The 23461-nt window shown below is 36.3% G+C and carries 15 protein-coding genes; 6 read left to right on the plus strand and 9 right to left on the minus strand.

The genetic code is table 11. The features are described 5' to 3' along the window. Positions 1–7: 7 nt before the first annotated feature. A complete protein-coding gene (locus KJS44_RS11325) occupies positions 8–271 on the minus strand; it encodes a metal-sensing transcriptional repressor (RefSeq protein ID WP_008687206.1) in 264 nt (87 codons plus the stop codon). 252 nt (positions 272–523) lie between these two features. On the opposite strand from KJS44_RS11325, the gene KJS44_RS11330 reads away from it, so the two are divergent. Beyond that, positions 524–1270: an N-acetyltransferase gene (locus tag KJS44_RS11330; protein WP_213540109.1), complete on the plus strand. Its 747-nt coding sequence runs from the start codon at positions 524–526 to the stop codon at positions 1268–1270. Positions 1271–1801: 531 nt separating this feature from the next. On the opposite strand, the gene deoD is transcribed toward KJS44_RS11330, so the two are convergent. After that, positions 1802–2518, minus strand: coding sequence for a purine-nucleoside phosphorylase (gene deoD / locus KJS44_RS11335; RefSeq protein ID WP_008687199.1), 717 nt, complete (start codon positions 2516–2518; stop codon positions 1802–1804). Positions 2519–2855: 337 nt separating this feature from the next. Between deoD and KJS44_RS11340 the strand changes: the two genes are divergently transcribed. Both KJS44_RS11340 and pepF read left to right on the plus strand, forming a co-directional pair. Then, positions 2856–5636 (plus strand): glucosaminidase domain-containing protein, encoded by a 2781-nt coding sequence (locus KJS44_RS11340; protein WP_008687198.1) that lies wholly within the window; start codon positions 2856–2858, stop codon positions 5634–5636. An 86-nt stretch (positions 5637–5722) separates the two neighbouring features. Continuing rightward, positions 5723–7504 carry an oligoendopeptidase F gene (gene pepF / locus KJS44_RS11345; protein WP_008687196.1) on the plus strand — a complete coding sequence of 594 codons (1782 nt, stop codon included), beginning with the start codon at positions 5723–5725 and terminating at the stop codon, positions 7502–7504. A gap of 30 nt (positions 7505–7534) precedes the next feature. Here the strand turns inward: pepF and KJS44_RS11350 are convergent, their stop codons facing one another. Then, positions 7535–8980, minus strand: coding sequence for a leucine-rich repeat domain-containing protein (locus tag KJS44_RS11350; RefSeq protein WP_008687194.1), 1446 nt, complete (start codon positions 8978–8980; stop codon positions 7535–7537). A 344-nt stretch (positions 8981–9324) separates the two neighbouring features. Between KJS44_RS11350 and KJS44_RS11355 the strand changes: the two genes are divergently transcribed. Then, complete coding sequence (locus KJS44_RS11355) at positions 9325–9525, plus strand: cold-shock protein (protein ID WP_008687192.1); 201 nt, start codon at positions 9325–9327, stop codon at positions 9523–9525. Positions 9526–9708: 183 nt separating this feature from the next. On the opposite strand, the gene KJS44_RS11360 is transcribed toward KJS44_RS11355, so the two are convergent. From KJS44_RS11360 to KJS44_RS11375, 4 genes are all read right to left on the minus strand, one after another. Beyond that, positions 9709–11028, minus strand: coding sequence for an ISL3 family transposase (locus tag KJS44_RS11360; RefSeq protein WP_119957504.1), 1320 nt, complete (start codon positions 11026–11028; stop codon positions 9709–9711). A 280-nt stretch (positions 11029–11308) separates the two neighbouring features. Then, the gene (locus KJS44_RS11365; RefSeq protein WP_017144709.1) at positions 11309–13807 is read right to left on the minus strand and encodes an FILTED domain-containing surface protein; all 2499 of its coding nucleotides are present in this window, start codon (positions 13805–13807) and stop codon (positions 11309–11311) included. Positions 13808–13885: 78 nt separating this feature from the next. Further along, positions 13886–17014, minus strand: coding sequence for an InlB B-repeat-containing protein (locus tag KJS44_RS11370; RefSeq protein ID WP_017144710.1), 3129 nt, complete (start codon positions 17012–17014; stop codon positions 13886–13888). A gap of 498 nt (positions 17015–17512) precedes the next feature. Further along, positions 17513–18715, minus strand: a complete 1203-nt coding sequence (locus KJS44_RS11375; RefSeq protein ID WP_008687186.1) for a BTAD domain-containing putative transcriptional regulator — start codon at positions 18713–18715, stop codon at positions 17513–17515. A 511-nt stretch (positions 18716–19226) separates the two neighbouring features. On the opposite strand from KJS44_RS11375, the gene KJS44_RS11380 reads away from it, so the two are divergent. Then, positions 19227–19709 (plus strand): HD domain-containing protein, encoded by a 483-nt coding sequence (locus tag KJS44_RS11380; protein ID WP_008687185.1) that lies wholly within the window; start codon positions 19227–19229, stop codon positions 19707–19709. Positions 19710–19822: 113 nt separating this feature from the next. Here the strand turns inward: KJS44_RS11380 and KJS44_RS11385 are convergent, their stop codons facing one another. After that, positions 19823–21139: an MATE family efflux transporter gene (locus tag KJS44_RS11385; RefSeq protein ID WP_008687184.1), complete on the minus strand. Its 1317-nt coding sequence runs from the start codon at positions 21137–21139 to the stop codon at positions 19823–19825. A 62-nt stretch (positions 21140–21201) separates the two neighbouring features. Between KJS44_RS11385 and KJS44_RS11390 the strand changes: the two genes are divergently transcribed. After that, complete coding sequence (locus KJS44_RS11390) at positions 21202–21999, plus strand: MerR family transcriptional regulator (protein WP_008687181.1); 798 nt, start codon at positions 21202–21204, stop codon at positions 21997–21999. Positions 22000–22355: 356 nt separating this feature from the next. Here KJS44_RS11390 and KJS44_RS11395 read toward each other — a convergent pair whose 3' ends face one another. Further along, on the minus strand, positions 22356–23447 hold the full coding sequence (locus KJS44_RS11395; RefSeq protein ID WP_008687180.1) for an ABC transporter ATP-binding protein: 1092 nt from the start codon (positions 23445–23447) through the stop codon (positions 22356–22358). Positions 23448–23461: the final 14 nt, after the last annotated feature.

Below are 23461 nucleotides of genomic sequence, written 5' to 3' on the forward strand. Positions count from 1 at the left end.
ACATGGGCTATTTCAAAAGAATAGCTAAAACATCCTCAATTTCCTGAAGTTTTTCATCAGAATCACCTGTTGCAATCGCTGTTTTTACACATGTGTGCAAATGCCCACTTAGTATATGCAGATTTGCTTTCTTTAACAGTGACTGACTGGCCATGATTTGATTTGAAATGTCGATACAATAGCGTTCATCCTCAATCATACGGATGATGCCATCGATCTGTCCTCTGGCTGTTTTTAGATTCTGTAATGCTTTTTTTCTTTCCGGTGTCATAAAGTTACCTCCCCCCAGGGGTGCTGGGTTCATGCTTATTATAAAAGAGGGGAATTGATAAGTCAACGCTAATGCCTACTGCCCTTTCAACATGCAGGTGGTACTCTTACAAATAGGTATATTCATAAGGGTAATAACTTTTAAAGCCTTATTTTATCACCTTATCATTAGGTAAAGAAGTTTATTTTCTTGTAAGTTTATCCATATCAAGTTATACTATTCGTACTGGAAAGTATTTATGAGGGAATAAGTATGTGTGCTGAATTTATAAATTTGACAATGGAGAATCTAGCTGATGAACATTTATGCTGCATCATTCGCAGTAAGAAAAAACATCCCGGTGTTGAAGCAAAACGTCTTTGGTTACAACAACGTTTAAAGGAAGGTCATACCTTTCGTAAACTTAATAAAAAAGCAACTGTCTTTATTGAATATGCTCCATTAGCATCTGCCTGGGTGCCTATTTGCGGTGAGAACTATATGTATATTTATTGCTTATGGGTAGAAAGTAAAGAAAAAGGCAATGGCTATGGTAAGGCCTTATTAGAGTATTGCATTCAGGATGCTAAAGCGAAAGGAAAATCCGGTATCTGTATGCTTGGAGCAACTAAGCAAAAAGCTTGGCTATCAGATCAAAGTTTTGCCAAGAAATATGGTTTCCAGATTGTCGATACTGCCCATGCATATGAATTGCTGGCTCTCTCCTTTGATGGAACGTTTCCTCACTTTAATGAGACCGCTAAGAAACAGCAGATTGAAAATACCGTATTAACAATATATTATGATATGCAATGCCCTTTTATCTATCAAAAAATTGAAAAGTTGCAACAATATTGTGAAGAACATGCCATACCTGCAACCTTTCTGAAAGTGGATTCCTTACAAGAAGCTAAGCAGCTTCCTTGCATATTTAATAATTTTGCCGTTTTTTATAAAGGACAATTTCAAACAGTGAATTTATTAGATGTAGCTACTCTGGAAAAAATCTTGAAAAAGTGATCTGCCCCCTGTCAAGTAGACAGGTGAAATAAATAAAATCAGTAATTGATGACTTGTCGTAAAGATAGGTCATCTTTTTCTATAATGTCTTAAATGAACAATATCCAATAGAAGTAAATCAACGCATTTAACTTTATTCACTGTTGATAACGCTGCTGTCCTTACTTCTTTTGGTGTTTGCTCACAATGTCTTCCTTGTGGTCTCTCATATTATAAAATGATTCGTTTCACACGTTTCTTGTTGTATTTCTAATGGTTGAATCTATTGATTCACCTTGTCATTCATAAAGTGACACCCATCTATATAAATCATTTCCAGATTTATACAATTTCAGATTATAACCTATCTGGCTTTTTCCACGTTTATCACTCTTGTAATCCTGCACTGCTTCAACTTTCTGTTCTATTGTGTATTTGCTTTTCCTTCCCATAAGAAAAGATCCCTCCTTTCATAAACTACGTTTTATTTATTTCCGTTGTTTACTTTAGAGGGATCATATCAACTTATTGAAACTGTTTTTTCTTACTTTTTTATAATGAAATTGCGGTTTCTAGGGCAACTTCCATCATCGCATGAAAGGATGTTTGTCGCTGTTCAGCTGTAGTAACGGCACTTGTGACTAAAGAATCACTGATAGTTAATAAACAAGCCGCTTTTTTACCCAGCACTTTAGCATTATGGAACAAGGCGAAACTTTCCATTTCTACACAGACACAACCATGTTTTTCATAGAATTCTTTATGTCCATCTACATTTTCCTCATGATAGAAAACATCACTGGAATGAATTCTTGCCTCAACTAATTGCTGATCCAATTTTTCTGCTGCTTTACGAATGGCTGCATTCAATTCTTCGCTTGGATACTGTATATCGCCATCAACATCTGCCTGTGCTTTCGCAAAAGTTGACTCACTCCAAGCACCGTCTGCCAGAACTAAGTCAAATAGATCAAGTTTGTCTGTATATGCTCCGGCACTTCCGATACGAATAATTGCCTCAACTCCATAAAACTTAAATAATTCATAGGAATAGATTCCAATACTAGGCATTCCCATGCCACTTCCCATAACCGAAACTCGTACACCTTTATAAGTGCCCGTATAGCCAAACATATTACGAACCGTATTGAACTGTACGGGATTTTCCAAATAAGTTTCGGCAATAAATTTCGCCCGCAATGGATCTCCAGGCATTAATACTACCTTTGCAATATCACCGGCATTTGCCGCATTATGTGGTGTTGACATAACTATATCCTCCTTATGATTACCAGTATTAGTATACCATATCTAATTTCGATATCCTAATGATTTCATATATCATTTTTTATGAAAATGCCTACCTATTTCTATTTTATTCAATTGTATCACAAGGCAGAAATTCTGTACTGATAAACGCTTTTGCTAACTACCTTTTTAGCAAGTCTTCATCACTTTTTTCATGATCTTTTGGTTGAATACTCGCGTATTATTTTTTTATTTTATTATCTGATCATCTGAACGTTTTCTTACATTTTCTTAAATACCATACGCTAGATTAGATTTATACGTTATAATGATTACATAAAACAACAAGAGGTGTCTTATGAAAAAGTTAATTCCTATCATTTTAAGTATCGTAACAGCATTCAGCTTGTTAATGCCTGTGCAAGCCAAAAAAGATGATTCTGCGTTGCCAGATGATAACAAGATTCGCTTGGTCAATGTTACAGAAGACGGCCATTATGAAATCATCAAAGAAAATGATTCCTATGCTGCTGCTAAGGTTTCTCATACCCTTTTACAGCATCAATATGAAAATCTAGGCATAGCAAAAGGACAAACCTTTTTATCGATAGAAAATGGCGTAGTTGAATTTAAAAAAGCACAAGATTGCAGTGTCAATATTACCTATACAAATGCAGCGAATCAAGAGGAAGGTTATACCAATGGGTGTTATGGTGCCGATGGAGCCTTTTTAGAATATAACGATGGCAATGGTATGGTGAAATTTCAATTGTCAGGTGTCATCGGATCTACTTCCATTGAAAATGTGACAATCCATCCCCTTACTACTCTTCCAAATGTTTCACACTTTGAGGTGCATAATGGTATCTTGTTGCATTATTTGAAAAGTGATATTGCCAGTAAGGGCTATGATAATGTTTTGCATTTAGGTCAAGCCCCTTCTTACCTTAAAGAAAAGACAATTTACTATAGCTATGACAGTCATTATTTTTATAAAAGCTTTTCTGCCATGATCACAGATGTGCGCAAAAGTATCCATACACAAGCAGTAAACGCAAAACAGCCATATTATAATTATTATCAATATGTCAATCATCGTTCGACAACCGCTTATTCCTATGAAGATGTTCATGCTTATTTGCAAAACACTCGTCTCTTAAAACAATCTATCACCAAATTTGAAGGTACTTATCTGCATGACATTCTCACTCAGTCTATGATCGTACAAGGGGAAAAAGGGTTTTTTCAATACCAAAATCAGTTTGGCGCAAATGCCCTTATGATGCTTTCCTTAGCCTTAAACGAAAGTGCCAGCGGACGCAGCGCCTTATCTTATAATCGCAACAATTTGTTTGGTCATGCGGCCTATGATTCTGATGTAGAAAAAAATGCCTCACGCTACTTACGCGTAAGTGACAGTATTTACGCTCATGCAGCCCATTACATATCATCCTCTTATTTAAATCCGAACCAATTTCAATACCATGGCGGTCATTTCGGAAACAAAGCGGGCGGTATGAATGTTTCTTATGCTAGCGATCCTTACTGGGGTGAAAAAGCGGCACAATACTATTATGACATTGATCATGCCTTACAAGATAAAGACTTAAATCAGTATGCGATTGGTATTACCGGCACTAAAAAAGTTAATGTCAGAAAAGATCCTAAAGAAGCTGCGAAGACATTATATGCTATTCCCAAAGGCACGCAAGCCAGTTTGCTTCTCTTGGATAAACAAACAGAAGGAAATGCTGTCTGGTATCTTGTACAAACCGATGTACCTTTGACAAATGATCGAAATGTTTCCGCAAATCCAACATATAACTATCGTAAAAGTTATGGGTATGTAAAAGCCAGTGAACTTTCTTTTATCACAAATGAAAAGCATCTAAATGAAAAAAACTATGTCGATGTCAGTTTTGATGCCAATGGAGGCACTTTCTATCCAGGTTCACATACTATCACTATGCAAATAGAGAGTGGTAAAATTCCGATTATCTTAGAACCTGAGAAGAAGAATGCCTTATTTATCGGTTGGGACAAAGAAATTAAAAAAGCTGAAAAAGACATTGTTTATAAAGCAAATTATCGATCTGTAAAAAACATCGCCTTTATTGAAAGACCGAAGCAAACTTACCAACAGCATGATTACCTGGATGTATCAAAAGGAAAGATTCAAGTAAGCTTCGAAGATGGTTCTACACAAGAACGCTCATTGACCACCGATATGGTGAGTGGCTATGATCCTACTACGCTTGGCACGCAGACATTAACAATACGTTATGCGGGAAAAACCTTATCCTATGAAATTCATGTAAAAAAGCAAAGTGAAAGCACCGGATCTAAGCTGCAAGAAAAAGCAGCATATATCATTAAAACCTATAGTGATAAGGTAGGGTTAACGGATGATGCCTTAACTGAACTAGAAAAATTTCAAAATGATGTTTTGCAGGAAAGCAACAACCCCTTAGATGATGATGTATTACGTGCCGTGGATCGCATTTTGCAACCAAATTTAAAGCCACGTCTCAGTGTGCTCATTCATGATGATACCTATGATTTACAAATATCAGGCCTTAGTTTAGCAATGCAGAAAAAGACATCGTTCCTAAATGCATGGATGCCGAAAACAGTCGTTGTGAATGTACATGATTCCATCGACAATGAGGAAGAAACATTGTTTAAAAAAGTCGCAGAAGCAAATTATGTTACCTATGAAGCAGGCTTTACCATAGATGGAAAAGAGGATATGTCCGGTTATGATCCTGAAACCCAAGTTTTGTATTCGATAAAGAAACCTAAAAATAGTAAGGGGAAATTATATCGCATCTTAACTGTGGATGGTGAAAACATACGCCAGTTACCCACGACACAATCCGATACTCGCATTCTTTTCCAGGCAAAGAAAGGTAGTTTTGCGATCGTATCGATCCAAGGTGCAGCGCCTAAAGGAAGTATGGATTTTACCGAAGTCGCTACCATCAAAGGAAATGGAAAAAACTATATCACAACATACATTCTGATACCTTTTGCTGTCATCTTCTTGATCTTAATACTTGTGATTGTCCTTCTACTCATTCGCAGAAAAAACAAAATAGCTTATCGAAAAAAGAAAAGAGCGATATATAAAAATCAATAAAATCATCAGATGCATCTGAAAAAACAATTTGCAGAAACTTGTGAATTGTTTTTTTTCGTACTACAATACTAACTAGAGGTGATGATATGAAACGAAATCAGATAGATAGCGCATATACATGGGATCTTTCCAGTATGTTTGCTTCACAAGAGGCATTTAACACATGTTATCAGGAATGTGAATCCTTAGTCAATGCACTGACAAAACAAAAAGGTCATATAGCGGATACAAAAGAAAGCTTTTGTGATTTTTTTGATCAACAAGAAGAATTATCCCGAAAACTGAATAATCTTATCAGCTATGCCCGTATGTATACAGATGTAGATCCTGATGAAGAAACAGCACAACAAAATCTTTCCAAAGCATATGTTCTTTATCAAAAAACGGTGGTCGCACTAAACTTTGTGGACTTAGAAGTCATGAAAGAGAAAGAAAGTATTGAAAAGTATTTAGCAGAGGATGCATGCAATGCATATCGTTATCCAATGCAAGAAATCTTTCGTCGCATGCCTCATCAATTGGATGAAGAAAAAGAAGTGATGATGGCACAAATGCAGGATATTTTACGTGTACCAGAATCCACCTATGAAAGTTTCCGGCTAGAATTTGAACCAGTGATGGTAGATGGAAAACCGGTTTTTCTAAATGGTGGTAACTACCATCAATTCTTACTAAATCCCGATGAAAAGGTACGTAAAGAAGCATTTGAACATTACTTTCAAGAATATAAACGATATCAAAATGTCTTTCTGAATCTATTAAGCGGACATATCAAAGGAAAAGCTTTTGAAGCACGCTTACGGAACTTTCCTTCTACCTTAGAAGCAAGTCTGTTTGAAGATGGTGTAGAAAAAGCGCTGTTTGATTTGGTAGTACGAATGGGTAATGAGACGTATCGGCCTTATGCCCATGAATATTTTAAGTTACGTAAAGAAATCTTAGGATTACAACAACAGCATGTTTATGATATTGCCCTTCCTTTAGTAAAATCTGTAGATATCACATATACGGTGGATGACTGCTTTGCCATTTTAAAAAAAGCATTGGCTCCTTTAGGTGAGGATTATATCGCTATGCTTGATGTAGCTAGAGAAGAACGCTGGATTGATTTTATGCCACATGAAAAGAAGCGCTCTGGTGCTTATTCTGCAGGTACGTATGATTCCAAGCCTTTTATTCTAACAAACTTTACAGGAGAATATGATTCCCTTAGTACACTGGCACATGAATTCGGACATTCTATGCATTCTTATTATTCCCATAAGCATAATCGCGCAATGTTAGCAGAATATCGTATTTTTGTTGCCGAGGTTGCTTCTACAGTCAATGAACTATTATTAAATGACTATTTATTAAAGCATTCTGATAATAATGACCATAAGGCTTATTTATTAAGCAATCTATTGAATCAGATGATTGGCACGATGTATCGTCAAACCATGTATGCTACTTTTGAATATCAGTTATATGAAGCCATTGAAAAAGGAGAAGCACTGTCCTCAAAAGATGTATGTGATCTGTATGAGCAGCTTAATAAAGACTATTTTGGTGACAGTGTCATTGTGGATGATTTACAGCGTTACGGCTGTTATCATGTTCCTCATTTCTATTATAACTTCTATGTGTACAAATACACTTTAGGCATGTCGGTTGCCATTAGCTTTGCCAAGAAAATCTTAAATGGTGAAGTTGATGCCTATCGCGAGTTCCTTACAAAAGGCGGCAGTGAAGCGCCTTTAGATGAATTGATGCATGCCGGTGTAGATCCTCGCCAAACGCAGGTTTATGAAGATGCCTTCGGTTACTTTAAAGAAATCCTTGATCAGTTTCGCTCTTGCGTTACCCATGAAACTTCACAAAAAAGGTAGGTAGTTCATTTCCATGAGCTACCCACCTTTTTAATAAGAGAATTTATCATAATATTCCATATCTTCTAACATGGAAATATCTTCTATTGGATTTTCATCCAACCGCAATTCATATAAATTTTTTAAATTCTTTAATGGTGTCAGATCTGTAACATAGTTTGCTTTTAATGTTAGAGAACTCAAATATGTCAAATCTTTTAGTGGTGATAAATCCATGACTCCATTATGATCTAAACGCAACGATGATAAATTAACCAATTTCTTTAATGGTCTGATATCAGTAATCACATTGTTGTATAAATCAATGGTACCCAGATTCGTTAAATTCTCTAAAGCAGTCAGATCGGAAATATTATTATGTGATAAACAAAGACATTCCAAGTTTTTCATATCCTCTAAACATGAGATGTCACGTACCGCATTATTCCCAACATCCAATGCCGTCATTTTCTCACAGCCTTTTAATACACTAATATCCGTGATCGAATTATTATACACATTGACTTCAACTAACTCTTTCGCATTTTTTAAAAAGTCAATATCGTGTAGGAAACAGCAGCTTGCCTTAAAATAACGCAAATTTTTCATATCTTTTAAGACTTCCGTATGTGTAACACGATTCTCTGAGATATCTAATTTTTCTAACTTATTCAACCCTTTTAAGATACGCAAATCACTTAGCCCACTTTGGATAAGACGCAAATCTTTTAAGTTTTTCAACTTTTTCAAAAAGGAAAAATCTTTGATGCTGTCAAAGGATAATTCCAAGACCTCTAAGTTAGGAAACTCTTCCAAAATGCTACAATCACTCAAATATTGGTTATTCGTCAGGTTAAGACTGCGCAACGTTTTTTTCATATATTGCAAAGGCGATAAATCAGAAAACAGATTGGTTGATAAATCTAATACTTCAATGTTTTTGAGATAAGTCAGATCCGCAATATCATATAACCACATCTTATTCATATGAAGTTCTTTTAACTCATTTAACGTGCCTAAGATACTGAGTGGAAATGGACCATTCTCAATACTGATATATAACTTATGCAGCTTTTTGGCATTTTCCAAATAAACCAAGTTATCAACTTTACTACGTTCCAGATTTAGTTCTTCTAGATTAATCATACCCGCAATTGCACTGATATCCATGGTATATAAATTATTACGGGAAATATCCAAACGCAATAATTGCCGGTATCCTCTTAAAGCCTGTATATCTCGCAGCATATTCTTAGATAGATTCAAATACTCTACTTCGCGTAGATCTTTAATAGGATCAAGATCTTCAATACTATTTCCACATAAATCCAAATATTGCAGATTCACAGCTGTATCCAGTCCCTCTAATGATATAATGCCGGCACTTCGAGCAGATAAACTGACTAAACGCTCCATTGCCTTTTCATCAATTTCCTCTTCCTTCAATTGCAATGTTCTGGCAATCGCTGCACGCAGGAATTCATCTTTTATCAACATAGGCGTACTCCTTTCGTTTCCTCTTCTTTTATGTATCTATTATACCCCAATTCCGATAAATCTGAAACTGCTTTCAAATATTTTTGCCATTTCGATAAACGGATACAGCCATTGTTAATAAAACATCCAACTTTTTTAGAAAAAGGTTAGATAAAAATAGAAAACGATTGACTTTATGCAAAAGAAGTGTTATTGTAAATCTGTAATAAAAAGCAATAACTATGATTTCAAGATTCACAAATTCTCGGAATTGTATTTATGACTCAATATGTACAGGATCCGATGTTTGTGATTTTTTTATACATTTGAGTGCTTCTTATTAAATTTATAAGGAGGTACTAAAAATGAGTACAGGTAAAGTAAAATGGTTTAATGCAGAAAAAGGTTATGGATTCATCACTTCTGATGAAGGTAAGGATGTATTCGTACACTATTCAAGCATCCAGTCTGATGGTTTCCGTACATTAGAAGAAGGACAGAGAGTTTCTTTTGATGTAGTTGACAGTGACCGTGGTCAGCAGGCTGCTAACGTTGTAGCTGAATAATCATTTATTCAGGGGCTCTAAATTAACGTGGGGTTGAGCGAAAAAAGGCTCTAAATTATTGTGGGGTTTTAGCATCTAACTGCTACGCTCTAAATTAACGTGGGGTTTCAAAAAAGAAGTAATAAGGTTCGGGAATGAACAAATTACTTCTTTTTTATATGTCAAACATTGTATGCATGATAGTTATTTTTTATAGGTACCGCGTTTCTTTCCGTTCATTCTGATTGGAAGCTGTGCATCAGAGAGGCAAGGCAGTGCATCTCTGTTCATGCAGTACATACAACGGTTACGGAAGCGCGCGAAATTCACATATCCATTACCCGTTTTCTTGATCAGTTTTACAATAGAGTTACGAGATTCCATGATGCCATTCGACAACCGTCTTCCATCTACGAGAATAAAAGAATTGATGATTTCTTCTTTCCAGTTATTCAACATTTTATGGATTACTACTATTTCAGGAATATGAGATTTTCGTATCAATGACATCATCTCATTGAAATTTTTTTCTGCATTACTGAAATCGCTGTATGTATTGAAGAGAAGGTATCTATCTTTGATCTGATAGGCTTCCTTTAATTCTGGGGATATAGCCAATATGCGGTCAAGCAGCTGCGGATAATTGATATATTGATTTAACCGTTTATTGAACCTGCGCTTACCTTCTCGTACTTCTTTTTCAAGAAGAAGCCAGTTGAAATTCTTCAGCAGATAATATTCTACAGTGTTTGACTTATATCCTTTCATAATACGGACCCTGACTGCATTCAGGGAATCATTGATATTTTTAACAACATGGAAAGAGTCTACAGCAATTTTGGCTTTAGGAAAACGAAAATGAACAACATCTCTATATGGCTGATACATATCCATAATGAAGTATTGGACATTTGATCTTTCACCTATAGGAATCCTTTCAAAGTAATTGAGAAGAGAATACTTTTTTCTCTCAGGAAGCATATCAATCAGCTGATGAGATTTGAAATCAAGAAGAAGGCAGACATACTTACTATGATTATCCTTCAAAGCATAGACTTCATCGATACATATGATTTTAGGAAAAGTTCTACGCTTTATACGGACATAAAGATCGAAGATTTCCTGAGCCTTAGTTGGAGAAATATAATTATGCCGTGCAACGCTGGAGAAAGTAGAATTTGACTCTTTCAGCTCATTCAGCACATTAAGAACAGTAAGGCTGCTTATAGTATGCCCGGAAGGCAGGAAGGGATTTGATTCAAAAAAAGTTCTGCCACATACAGTGCACACAAAGCGTCTGGCACGATAGCGTATCAGACAAGAACGGCTGTTCAGCGCAGAATGGGTAATAGATTTAGTTCTATAGTCTTTAATATGTGTGGAATAAGAACCACAAGAAGGACAGCTAAACTTTTTAGATACGAGAGTAATGTCGATAATCAAAGAACCGTTTTCACTTTGAGAAGAGGAAGAGGATAAAACATCTTCTTGAGGTATATTCAATAAATCTGTTATAATATCCATAGTGGAAAACCACTCCTTTCGTTAAGAATAATGTTTGACAATGATATTCTACAACGAAAGGTTTTTTTGTGAAATGAACAAAAGAACCCACCCCACAATAGTTTAAAGGTAAGCTCTCTGTAAACCCCATGATAATTTAGAGGCAGGTTTTATCCCCACGATAATTTAAATATCCTTTATTCATTAAGCTGTTGCAAATGAGCCTTTCTAGGTGATATGCAACAGCTTTTTTATTTTGGTCAAAATGCAGAAAAGACGCGAAGCGCGTCTTTTCTTTACATTAAGCTTTTTGTTTTTCTTCCTGCTCTACTTCTTTCCATCGTCTGCCTAAAATAAAGACAATAAGCTGTACGATAACAAAACATAGCATATAAATTGTCCAGTTATCAATAATAACCATCGGCAAACTCATATCCTCCGTTAAGAAGAAGACAATGATTGAAATAATCGCAAGCAGTAAGGCAAGACTTCTTATAAATAAGCTGCGTTTTTCTTCCTGATAATCTTCTTGCTCATCATAAGAATACGTCTTATCATTTTCTAATTTCTCTTCATTTTTACTTTTTGATAATAACAGAAGTATTGCCAGTAATACCGTAATGATCATGCATATGAAATTCATGATCGCCCAGTTTGCTTCCGTGCCTTTCGCTTTCGGTGTTACATTTTCCTTAATTACTTCTACATCCCCATTTGTTAACGGTGTCTCATTTTCATCAACATGTTCACTTTCTCCATTCGATTGCGTATTCCCCATTATGTTTGGTGCGAATGGTCTTGTATCTGAAACTGATGGCATCCTAGGCTGTTCTGCTACGATTGGTCTATTCGTTGTTTCTGGAAGCTGAGGAGCATCAACGGTATTGCCTCCATTCGTTGGAGGTATGGTATCAGGTTTATCTGGTGTTACAGGAGTATCTGGCTCCTCAGGGTTTTGAGGAGTATCTGGCTTCTCGGGATCACTTGGTGTCACTGGTTTTTCAGGTTCTTTACTTGCTTGAAAAACAACCTTAAACGTCGTATCTTTTGTTATGATCATATCGATGGTCGGTTTTTTATTTACCCAGGACGCACTTTCTTGCTCATATCCTTCATCTGCTATAGCTGTTGGAATCTGATCAACCCTTAGTTTACCACTTCCATGTGTTGCAAAATTTCCTTCTTCATCTCGTAATGTCACATATACACGATCAAAAGCAACCGTTCCATGTTCAGCTTCATAATGAACTGCCACTTGATATTTATCTGGAATGCCGTCTCCTTTATCGGGATGCTTTGGATCTGTCCCATGAATGTCTTTGGTGTAATGAACAACGATTTCTTTATCTTCCGCATCCATGCTGCCTGTGATTATATGATCATTTTCATTTTCCAAAACATAGGTATCCACATGTGGAGATGTTATTTCATAGCGATTCAGGTAAGCAATCTTTGTTTGATAATCTTCAGCTATGCGATTGCCATCCTCATCAACATATCGAATAGTCAATTGATAATCAGCCGTTTCAAACTTGGCTTTAAACGTCATCTTTTCTTTGATTTTCATACCAGCTTCTGGCCATACTGGATACCATTGTAGGCTGCTTTGGTCATAGCCTTTATCCGCAATTGCCAAAGGAATCTGCAACGCTGTTAATTGACCGTTCCCAGTTTGTGAAGGCTCATTGTTTTCATCATATAGGGTTACATAGGTCTTCCTTGTTCCAACAAGTGTACCATTTTTTACTTCATAGTTTACTTCAACTTGATATTTATCTGGAATGCCATCTCCATGATCGGGATGAATAGGATCTGTTCCATGCTCATCTTTAGCAAAGTAAGCATAAAATACGGTATTTTCGGTTATCGTATATTCGCTTGGATCCTTAATCTCTATCCCTTCCTTATTCGACACCGTTTTAACGATCCATTTATCAAAAGTATAACCAGCAGCTCCCTTTGGTTTTGGTGTCTGATAATCTATTACATTTTTGAGTTTCGTATTTGCTAACACTTCATTATATTGAGTAGTCCCTTCTAATGCACCATGTTCTGCCACAACGAAATTTACCCTTAATTTTTCTTCACGCTCATCCGGAATTCCATCATGGTTGTCATCCTTTGCAAATACTGCCTTGACAATCGTATCGCCGTGAATCACATATGCGCCAGGTTCTGCAACTTCTAAAAGTGCATGTCCATCTTTATCAACGATCACCCATTTATCAAACACATAGCCATCTTCTGCTACCGGTGTAGGTTCTTTATAATGCTGTGCGTCATGAATTGCTGACTTGACCAAATAATTTTTATATGTGGTTGTTCCAAGTAATTTTCCATGTTCTCCTGCTATAAATGTAACCGTAAAGCGCTCTTCCTGATAATCCGGAATATGGTTACCATTTTCATCCATTGCCCATACGGCATACAGTGTCGTTGTTTCCATAATGGTGAAGTAATCCTTTGGCTGTAACATCTCTTGAGGTGCCTTGCCATCTGTCGGAATCACTGTTAGTGGCTGTTTGCTCCAACCGATGAAGATAACATTTTCCTTTGGATGAGTGAAGGCATTATCCTTTACTAGTACTTGATCTTTTACATGATACGTCATTTCATCGATGACACTTCCACTGCCACCGTTTGCATCATAATTCATCGACAAAGATTCTTGATAATCTGGAATATGGTTACCATTTTCATCCATAGCCCATACGGCATACAGTGTCGTTGTCTCCATGATGGTGAAGCTATCCTTTGGCTGTAACATCTCTTGAGGTGCCTTGCCATCTGTCGGAATCACTGTTAGTGGCTGTTTGCTCCAACCGATGAAGATAACATTTTCCTTTGGATGAGTGAAAACATTATCCTTTACTAGTACTTAATCTTTTACACGATACGTCATTTCATCGATGACACTTCCAACGCCACCGTTTGCATCATAATTCATCGATAAAGATTCTTGATAATCCGGAATATGGTTACCATTTTCATCCATAGCCCATACGGCATACAGCGTCGTTGTTTCCATAATGGTGAAGCTATCCTTTGGCTGTAACATCTCTTGAGGTACCTTGCCATCTGCCAAAATCACTGTAAATGGCTGTTTGCTCCAACCGATGAAGATAACATTTTCCTTTGGATATGTGAAGGCATTATCCTTTACTAGTACTTGATCTTTTACATGATACGTCATTTCATCGATGACACTTCCACTGCCACCGTTTGCATCATAATTCATCGACAAAGATTCTTGATAATCTGGAATATGGTTACCATTTTCATCCATAGCCCATACGGCATATAGCGTCGTTGTCTCCATGATGGCGAAGCTATCCTTTGGCTGTAACATCTCTTGAGGTGCCTTGCCATCTGCCAAAATCACTGTAAATGGCTGTTTGCTCCAGCCGATGAAGATAACATTTTCCTTTGGATATGTGAAGTCATTGTCCTTTATTAGTACTTGATCTTTTACATGATACATCATTTCATCGATGACACTTCCACTGCCACCGTTTGCATCATAATACATGGATAAAACTTCATTCTCATCAGGTTTTCCATTATGATTTTCATCTGGTAAGAAAACAGCTTTATAAGTTTCACTTACCCACACATGATCCTTCTGTGTTGGCATAATCTCAAAATCATATACTTTCTGCTGATTTGGTGTCAGCCAATAAGCAAATACATAATCATCATTCGCATTATCATATACCACTTTTGAACCTGCTGGTTGACCAATCACCGGATTCACCTGTTCTGTTTCCAATGATAATTTTCCTACGCTGAGTACATTTCCCTCTTCATCAACAATCGGCTTACCATCTTTATCTGTGATACTATATTGTATCGTTACATATGCTAATTCTTTATATTGTGCAATAAACGTAACATCTTGATAAAAAGCTACCTTTCCCTGTACATATTCTTCAAATGTATATTTTTCATCGTTTGATTTCCATGCAGGGTCTGCAACATCATAACCATGATCCGCGATAATTAGCGGCATTTGATAGTTATGATCAGTCCAATTTGTTCCTTTTAATACTTCCATATAGAAAGAACCATTCTCATTAGGTAGTAAATTTTCAGTAAAGGGATTATTCATTAGTTTTCCATGTTCCCCTTCTTGAAACGTGATACGTACCCATTGCGTATCATCCTTGATCCATTTGGCAACTAACGTGATTTCCTTTACTTCTTCATCGTTTTGGACGAGTGTTTGATATGCTGTTTTTGAAGCGACTTTGGTGTCCTTGTAATACCAACCATCAAACGTATAACCCTTGCGCATTGGCCGATACCCAATATTCACAATGTCATCAAATTGCACTATTTCATCAGCAATCGATGCATTATTTTCATAAAGACCGCCTTGTAAATCATAATGCACCTTATATGCATGCAAAGGTTCCCATAAAGCGGTAAAGGTATAAGTGATGTCATAATCATTTTCATACTTCCAAACATCTTTTACTTGAATTTCATCATGCGCATGGTAAATCTTATCCTCATCCTGTAATTTCCATCCTTTGAAAACATACCCTGGACGAGTTGGTGTTTGTTCACTCACTTTGATTATATTTTCTTTTACATTTGTATCTGGATGATGATAAACGTTTTGATCAGTAATCGGGGTAACCGATGTTCCACCATTTAAGTCATATTTAACTTGAATATTTACGATTTTAGCAGCAATCTTAAATTCTCTATATTTCAGATTCGGTGTGGACTGGCTATAGAAAAAAGCCGTAGTACATCCTTTCTCAATCGCCAATTCTCTTGCTTGCGTGTTCTTAAAAGAATGGATTGGCGTATAGATTCCTCCACGATAAATTGCTTCTCCTGTAGTAGCATCCAATCCTTCCATAGTTGATGCATTATGATGCAAAAACTGTGTGCCTGCCGAATAGCCTGTTGGCACTTTTACGAAAAATTCCACATAACCATTTTCATCAATCACTTCATGTGAGCGGCCTTTCTGCATCTGCTGAATGGTTTTTCCATCCTCGCTATAAAACACCTCGACATTAGAAGATTCTTGCGCAAATATAAAATGCCAACCTTCTTTTTCAGTATTCTGATATATTGCTACAAAGGTGGCATTCGCCGAAAAGATAAGCTTCGCTATATCTTCATTTGTATATAGCTTATCTTTATCCTGTGTATTTGATTCATCTTCCTGCAGTGACCATCCCATAAATACTTGTCGCGAATCATTTGGGATAGGGGTAGGAATTTGATTGTCAATTAAAGAATTGTTTTTATATATTTGCTGTTCATATTTATCGGAACTGCCATCGATTGTTCCATTGGCAGGATCAAAGGTAATGGTGATAAGTTCCTCTTTATTCCCTTTATGAAAAACGAATTTTGTATCCTCATAAATTGGTGTCTGATTGGGGACGATTGCATTTCCACCAGGGCCATCTTTCGTCCAAAATCCACCATTAACGATTGGTGCATGTTTGGGCATTTCACCATGCTTCACATACTCTATTGTTTCTTCTTGATTCACAATGTAAACTACCTTATGCATCGTTTCTTCATACGGCTGTGTTCCTTTTGTTAATGACGCTTGTTTTTGATCTTTTGCGACTTCTATCGTAAGCACTTTATGCAAATTACTGCCATCATTCGCTTTTAAGGATATCTTACTTCCAGAAATAAACGGCTTTTGATCAAGCATCATGTTAATAACACGATAACCATTTACCAGTGAAATTTGGGTATCACCAGGATCATTACCATCCGTTAAGATCATATTGATATCATCAAGAATTTCATCAGCTAACAGAACCTTAACAGTCAAAGAAGGTTGCTTGTTTGCCATTTGACGCAACTGTTCTTTGGTAATCACTTGAACAGAATCATTTTCCATTGTTACTTCCACAACGTTGCCCGTCGTTGTCTTTGTCGTTTTTGCCGTGATTGTCATAAAATTACTCGGTACCAGCTGTAACAACAAGGCAAATATCACAAATATTTTAGCGCATTTTCTTCTCATCTTCTCCATCTCCTTTCTCTTTCATTTATACTCCCTAACATAAAAATAAAGCCACCACTGACTTTACTTTTTCATTATATGAGCAGACTAGTTATAAAATGGTTTTATTTTAAATCAGCTACTGTTTTCTTTTGAAAAAAAGACGTGTTTGGGCTTAGGTAACATTTGAAGTGATTCTTTTTAACCCCTTTTTTCAGCATGTTTTTATTACTTTTCACAACGATACATATCAGTGCATAAGAAACTACATCCTTGGTACACTAGATAACGATAAAAACGATATTTCCCCTCAGATAATAAAAAGAATATCCAAAATCTTTAGCGATCTGAATTAAGGGTTCGTTTAGGGGATCAAACTTTAGAGGGCTTAAAGATTCGTTTGTTTTTTTCTTTCTCCCTAAATTTCTGGTGAAAACCTCTAAAAAATTTGACTATCTAATAATTAATTGCCCTAAAAAAGAACAGAATCGCTTCTGCCCTTTTTGTGCACTCTTTTTTTTATTCTGCTTCCTCTGGATCAAGTAATTTTGCTTCCGTGACATAATAATTCAGACGTAATTTCTTATTACGGAATTTTTTATAAAAGCGATGACTGATACGCTGAATAATCAGATAAGCATTTTCTACCGTCTGACAATCTACTAAGACAATAAATTGTCCTTCATTGATTTTCGCAAACAAATCATTCTTACGTAAGGATAACGCAATCAGATGTTTCACCTTGTTCACTACTTTAAATACTTCTTCTTCTTTATCATCTTCATGACTGATTTCAAAAGATATCAGATATAAACGCTTATTATCTCGCATAGCGCTTTTCATGACCAACTCGTACATGTACTTAAACATTTCAAAGGTACAGTAGAATCCGCCTTCTTCCTCGGTTCGTCTTGATAGTTGTTTCAATAAACTATCAATTTTTACACGTTCAATGTTTTCATGATCACTCATGATGGCATCATATAATTCTTTAAATCGCATCGATAAACCTGTTCCAAGCTCTTTTACAAAAGATTCATTTAAATCATCATAATATCGCAATGCTTTGTGATAATCACTCGTTTCAAGTAAACCTTTCATATAATAATAGTGCAGACCTTCATAAAACGGTTCTAATAAGATTGCCTGATAATTTAAAGTCATCATTTCCTCATATTTTTGCTCTTCCAACAGTTTCTTACATATCTTTATCACGCATTTCACATACGCATGCCGATAGAATTCACATACTTGTTGTGTCCACATAAGCTGTGAATTTGATATATAAAATTTCCCCTTATATAGGTCTACCATGCGATACGCTATCTTCATCGTTTTTGCACTGAGATTCTCCTCAAATTTGATTTCTTCCCAAAGATTACCAAATTCTTCCGAATCAATATGCCATTCAAAATCAGGATTTAACTGATAACCCTGTTTAACGGTCAAGATCAATTCCTTACCTTCAAAAAAAGGTATTTTTTGTACATCCTTTCGAAAACGATGAATCGTAAACTTTAACGCGCTTATCGGATTATCGCTTTCCGGCCATAAAATTTCGATAAGCGTATCTTTGTGCACCGGTTGTTCACGGTAATAAAGAAATACCTGAAAAAGATTTACCAGCTGTTTTCCAAGATATTCGGTGATAATCGCTTTTTCTTTGCCACATGTAATCGTGAATTCATTAAAAAGTGTAACGTCAAAAATTTCCTTTGCCATTTCGCCACACGTCCTTTCACTTATTTTCTATAAGTTTTGAAATGCCCTACTATCTATCCGCTAGAAATAATGTACATAATGTTGTTCCACCTTCCATAAGGCTCCCATCCTTACAGAAGAAATTCGTTATACTGTTTTTAAGATAACGATGAAGATAGCTGCATTTACATCCTATTTTTGATTGCAGTTTTGTGTATGGAAGGATTACACAAACACGCGAAATAATCCCATCCTTCGTTACTATTTTAGCATTCTATTACATGCAAGTCAAATAAGCGATTATGCAAGATAAAAAAGTAAATAATCTGCCATTTTTATGCATTTTTAGGACAATAACCACATATAATATATTCTTCTTGTTCGGTAATTTTATTGCGTAAATAGTAATTATGGTTAGTTTTTATGAACACGTTAAAAAACTTTGTCGAACAAAGATACTTATGACCAAAACACTCTGAAAGCCTATACAAAGCACTGTATACATGCTAGAATAATAAAAAGAGGTGATGATATGGACCGCCTGGAATTAATACGCGAAAAAGTTGATCAAGAAATCAACAAATTACAAAAAGAAGAAACACGTAAATTCGCTTATATTCATACGTATGGTGTTGCACAAGCCGCAGCGCTTTTGGCAACCATTCGGAAAGCTGATGTAGAGCTTGCCTGCATAGCGGCTATGCTACATGATATTGCTTTATATACGGAAAATTGTCCTCATGCTGTTCACGCCAAACGCAGTAGTGAATACGCGGAAAAGCTATTAAACGAAACGAAGGCCTTCACTGAAGAAGAAGTTCAGATCATTCGTAATGTCATCGCTGTTCATTCTGATAAAATGAGTCGTCATGATGGTACGATATCGGAAATCTTAAAAGATGCCGATGTCTTACAACATTACTTATATAACGTAAATATTAAGCTATCGGAAAAAGATAATTATCGTCTCTTCTATTTGTTAGAAGCACTAGAAAAAATACAGAATCAAAAATAAGCCTGTTTCCTACATGATTTCTCAAATATTACCCAGACATGTCCACATGCTGTATATATAAGAGTTGATCATGAAAACAGGCTTTTATAATACATATCAAACAATCCTAAGCATTATGAAGATGCTTGCTTTCTCTTTTTATATTCCGTATGCATAAACCAAGTACTGCATAATAAGGTCATACATTCACATAACAAGGTCGCAAGCCATATGCCATCTCCTTGAAATAGCCATCCCAGCACCCAGATAGAAAAAGCTATGAATACAAATCCCCGCAACATAGAGATTGTAAAAGAATATCGGTTTTTTTCCAAAGCTGCAAAATAACCACTATATATAATGTTATAGCCAATAACCAAATAACATAGGGAAAACATGCGAAAGGCTTTTACACTATCATGAAATAAGGGCTGTATATTTGTATCAATAAATATGGAAACTATAAGCGGTGCTGCCAACAGGCAGAAACCAAGGGCAACAATTGATATTGTAAATGTTGATATACGGGCATAGCGTAAAAATAATGCACAGGTCGCGGGCTCCTTTTTTCCATGATAAAAGCTGACTAAAGGTTGTGTTCCTTGTGATATTCCTGTAAAGGTCATCATCACCAGATTGTATATATACGTAATCACCGTATAGGTGACAATTCCATCATCCCCTATATATCTTAAAATAGCATGGTTAAAAAGAAAGACGATGACGCCTGCCGACATTTCCGTGATAAAGTCAGCTATACCGATAGGCAGAATGCGCTTATACACCGACATATCTAAAGTTGTACGACACCAATGAATATTTCCCCTTTTCATCAAAAAATGAAGAAAGAATACGGTAAAAGTTAACACCTGTGATAATCCGGTAGCTAAAGCTGCCCCTTTGATTCCCATAGGAAATACAACGACTAAGACAAAGTCCATCACAATGTTTGTGACTGCCCCAACACTTACGGCTGCGGTAGCTAAACGAGGAAATCCATCTGTTTTTACTAATACTTCTAAAGAATACGATACGATGAAAAAAAAGCTGAACCATGCGATTGTTCCCAAATAATCCAGCACATAGGGCATCGTAGCTTCACTAGCACCTAAAAAGCGTGCTAAATCATTTAAGAAATATTGTGCAACCAACGTAATAACGATACCGCAGACGCTTAAAAACAGTGTATTTCGCGTAAATGTCTGATTCGCTTGTACCAGCTTATTTTCTCCTCGAAAAATAGCCACGACCGTCGATGTCCCAACGGAAAATAAAATGGAAAAAGCAAATATAAAATTTATATAGGGCATAGCGATATTGACTGCCGATAAGGCTTTTTCACCAACAAAACGTGCAACATAAATACCATCGATCATCGTATATAAATTAAATACTAGCATTGATACTATGGATGGCACGACAAATTTTAAAAACTGTTTTTTATGATTCATAAAACACCTCACTTGCATGAGCATTATAAACCTTGGTATAATACCAGAGTCAAGAGGTGTACATGAAAAACTACTATAAAATTAATGAAATTTCTAAATTATACAATATTGGCGTAGATTCCTTACGTTATTATGAAGAAATCGGTATTCTTCATCCCATGCGTGACAAGAATCGCTATCGGCAATATACGACAAGTGACATTTATCGTTTGAACATGATCCGCGATTTACGTAATTTAGGATTCTCCATGAAGCATATTGCCGCCTATTTAGAAAACCGTACAATTGAAAATAGCCTTGCCTTTATGGAAGAGGAAGAACGTATTGTCGATCAACGTATTCAAGAGCTAAAAAAACTGAAAAAGGATTTACAGCGTCGTAAAGCTTCTTTATTGAAAAGTACCAAAGTTGTCTTTGATAAGATGGAGCTTTTGCATCTTAACCAACGTAAATGTGTTTCCTTAGCTACTGATGATATTCACGATGATATTGAATATCAATTGATTAAGCTCAGCAAAGAATATGAAGACAATATTTATACAATCGGCAATTTTCACACTGGCTGCTTTTTGAACATTGAAGATAAGAACCATATTCATCCTTCCTCTGTTTTTATCATGGAAGACACTTTAACAGATTATGAATTCACATTGCCTGAGGGTCTTTATCTCAATCTTTATTACCAAGGACCGCGTGATCCTGATTATCAACATTTGAAAATGATGATCGAATATTGTCAACAGCATCACTATACGATCGTATCAGAAGCCATGGAGTTTTTTGTCATTGATGTGCATGAGACACGCCAAAAAGAAGAATATATCACCCAACTGCAATTACAAGTATGCCAAACGAAATAAACAGTAGTATCTCACTTTCTGATGACGTAGGATATTTAAAAAAGCTTGCTTAAAACAGTTGTGTTTGCAAATTTTTAACGCTTCTACAATTACTTACATATCCATTGATCTTATCTGGTCCTTTTATTCCTAGCTATTGAATTGGTAACATCATGCTTATAAGATATTATAGAAACATTTCACATAAAAAATCCCGCTTATCACGGGATTTTTTGTCAATCTGCAATTCCTTCCTGATGTCAGATCGACTCTTCCTATAGCTGAAGAGGCTATATATTAGAGGAGGGGACATGCTATTTATCCATATCTGCCTCTTCAGCAACACCTTTCCTTATGGAAAGATGGGGGAATTCTTATTATACAATCGTTAATTCTGTTTCTTGATCGAAGAAATGTACCTTACTTAAATCCATAGCAAGTTCAATCGTTTCATGTGCACGGGCTTCCATACGTGCCGCAACCTTTGCTTCTAAACGTTGCTTGCCCCATTTGCCATGCAGGATGAATTCATGACCTAGCAATTCGCTGACATCTACATCAAATTGGAAATGTGCCGTTGGATACGTATCGGCAACGATACCTTCACCATGCAAATCTTCTGGACGAATACCCATCACAATTTCTTTGCCATCATATGGCTTCAATGCTTCATGGAACATTTCCGGCAGTTTGATTTCATGATCATTACAGATAAAGCTGTGTCCTTTGCAAATCCCGGTTAAGAAGTTTGTGGCAGGTGCTCCCAGGAATCCGGCAACGAACATATTGGCAGGATTATTATAGATTTCCTTAGGACTTCCGATTTGTTGAATATACCCTTTCTTCATAACAACAATACGGTCAGCCATCGTCATAGCTTCGGTCTGATCATGAGTTACATAAATCGTTGTCGCATTGATACGCTCATGCAATTTGATAATTTCACTACGCATCTGTACACGTAGCTTTGCATCCAGGTTTGACAGTGGCTCATCCATCAAGAATACTTTCGCATTACGTACAATCGCACGTCCTAAAGCAACACGCTGACGCTGTCCGCCTGATAAAGCTTTGGGCTTACGATCCAAATATTCTTCAATTTCCAGAACACGTGCAGCCTCATGCACACGTTTGTCGATTTCTTCTTTTGGCACTTTTTTCAGCTTTAAGCCAAATGCCATATTATCGTAAACACTCATGTGTGGATACAATGCATAAGACTGGAAAACCATCGCAATATCTCTATCCTTTGGTTCCACGTCATTCATCAATTTGCCATCAATGTAAAATTCTCCGGCACTGATGTCTTCCAACCCGGCAATCATACGCAATGTTGTTGATTTACCGCAGCCGGATGGTCCTACAAAGACGATAAACTCTTTGTCTTTAATCTCCAGGTTGAAGTCAAATACTGCCTGGACATTATTGTCATATATCTTATCAATATGTCTTAATGATAATTCAGCCATTCTTATTACCTCCT

It is taken from the genome of Longicatena caecimuris (genome assembly GCF_018406465.1).
GTDB classification, from domain to species: Bacteria; Bacillota_I; Bacilli_A; order Erysipelotrichales; family Erysipelotrichaceae; genus Longicatena; species Longicatena caecimuris.

Coding starts and splice junctions, on each gene's coding strand:
- KJS44_RS11325 (WP_008687206.1), bottom strand. CDS start 271: ATGACACCGGAAAGAAAAAAAGCATTACAGAATCTAAAAACAGCCAGA.
- KJS44_RS11330 (WP_213540109.1), top strand. CDS start 524: ATGTGTGCTGAATTTATAAATTTGACAATGGAGAATCTAGCTGATGAA.
- deoD (WP_008687199.1), bottom strand. CDS start 2,518: ATGTCAACACCACATAATGCGGCAAATGCCGGTGATATTGCAAAGGTA.
- KJS44_RS11340 (WP_008687198.1), top strand. CDS start 2,856: ATGAAAAAGTTAATTCCTATCATTTTAAGTATCGTAACAGCATTCAGC.
- pepF (WP_008687196.1), top strand. CDS start 5,723: ATGAAACGAAATCAGATAGATAGCGCATATACATGGGATCTTTCCAGT.
- KJS44_RS11350 (WP_008687194.1), bottom strand. CDS start 8,980: ATGTTGATAAAAGATGAATTCCTGCGTGCAGCGATTGCCAGAACATTG.
- KJS44_RS11355 (WP_008687192.1), top strand. CDS start 9,325: ATGAGTACAGGTAAAGTAAAATGGTTTAATGCAGAAAAAGGTTATGGA.
- KJS44_RS11360 (WP_119957504.1), bottom strand. CDS start 11,028: ATGGATATTATAACAGATTTATTGAATATACCTCAAGAAGATGTTTTA.
- KJS44_RS11370 (WP_017144710.1), bottom strand. CDS start 17,014: ATGAGAAGAAAATGCGCTAAAATATTTGTGATATTTGCCTTGTTGTTA.
- KJS44_RS11375 (WP_008687186.1), bottom strand. CDS start 18,715: ATGGCAAAGGAAATTTTTGACGTTACACTTTTTAATGAATTCACGATT.
- KJS44_RS11380 (WP_008687185.1), top strand. CDS start 19,227: ATGGACCGCCTGGAATTAATACGCGAAAAAGTTGATCAAGAAATCAAC.
- KJS44_RS11385 (WP_008687184.1), bottom strand. CDS start 21,139: ATGAATCATAAAAAACAGTTTTTAAAATTTGTCGTGCCATCCATAGTA.
- KJS44_RS11390 (WP_008687181.1), top strand. CDS start 21,202: ATGAAAAACTACTATAAAATTAATGAAATTTCTAAATTATACAATATT.
- KJS44_RS11395 (WP_008687180.1), bottom strand. CDS start 23,447: ATGGCTGAATTATCATTAAGACATATTGATAAGATATATGACAATAAT.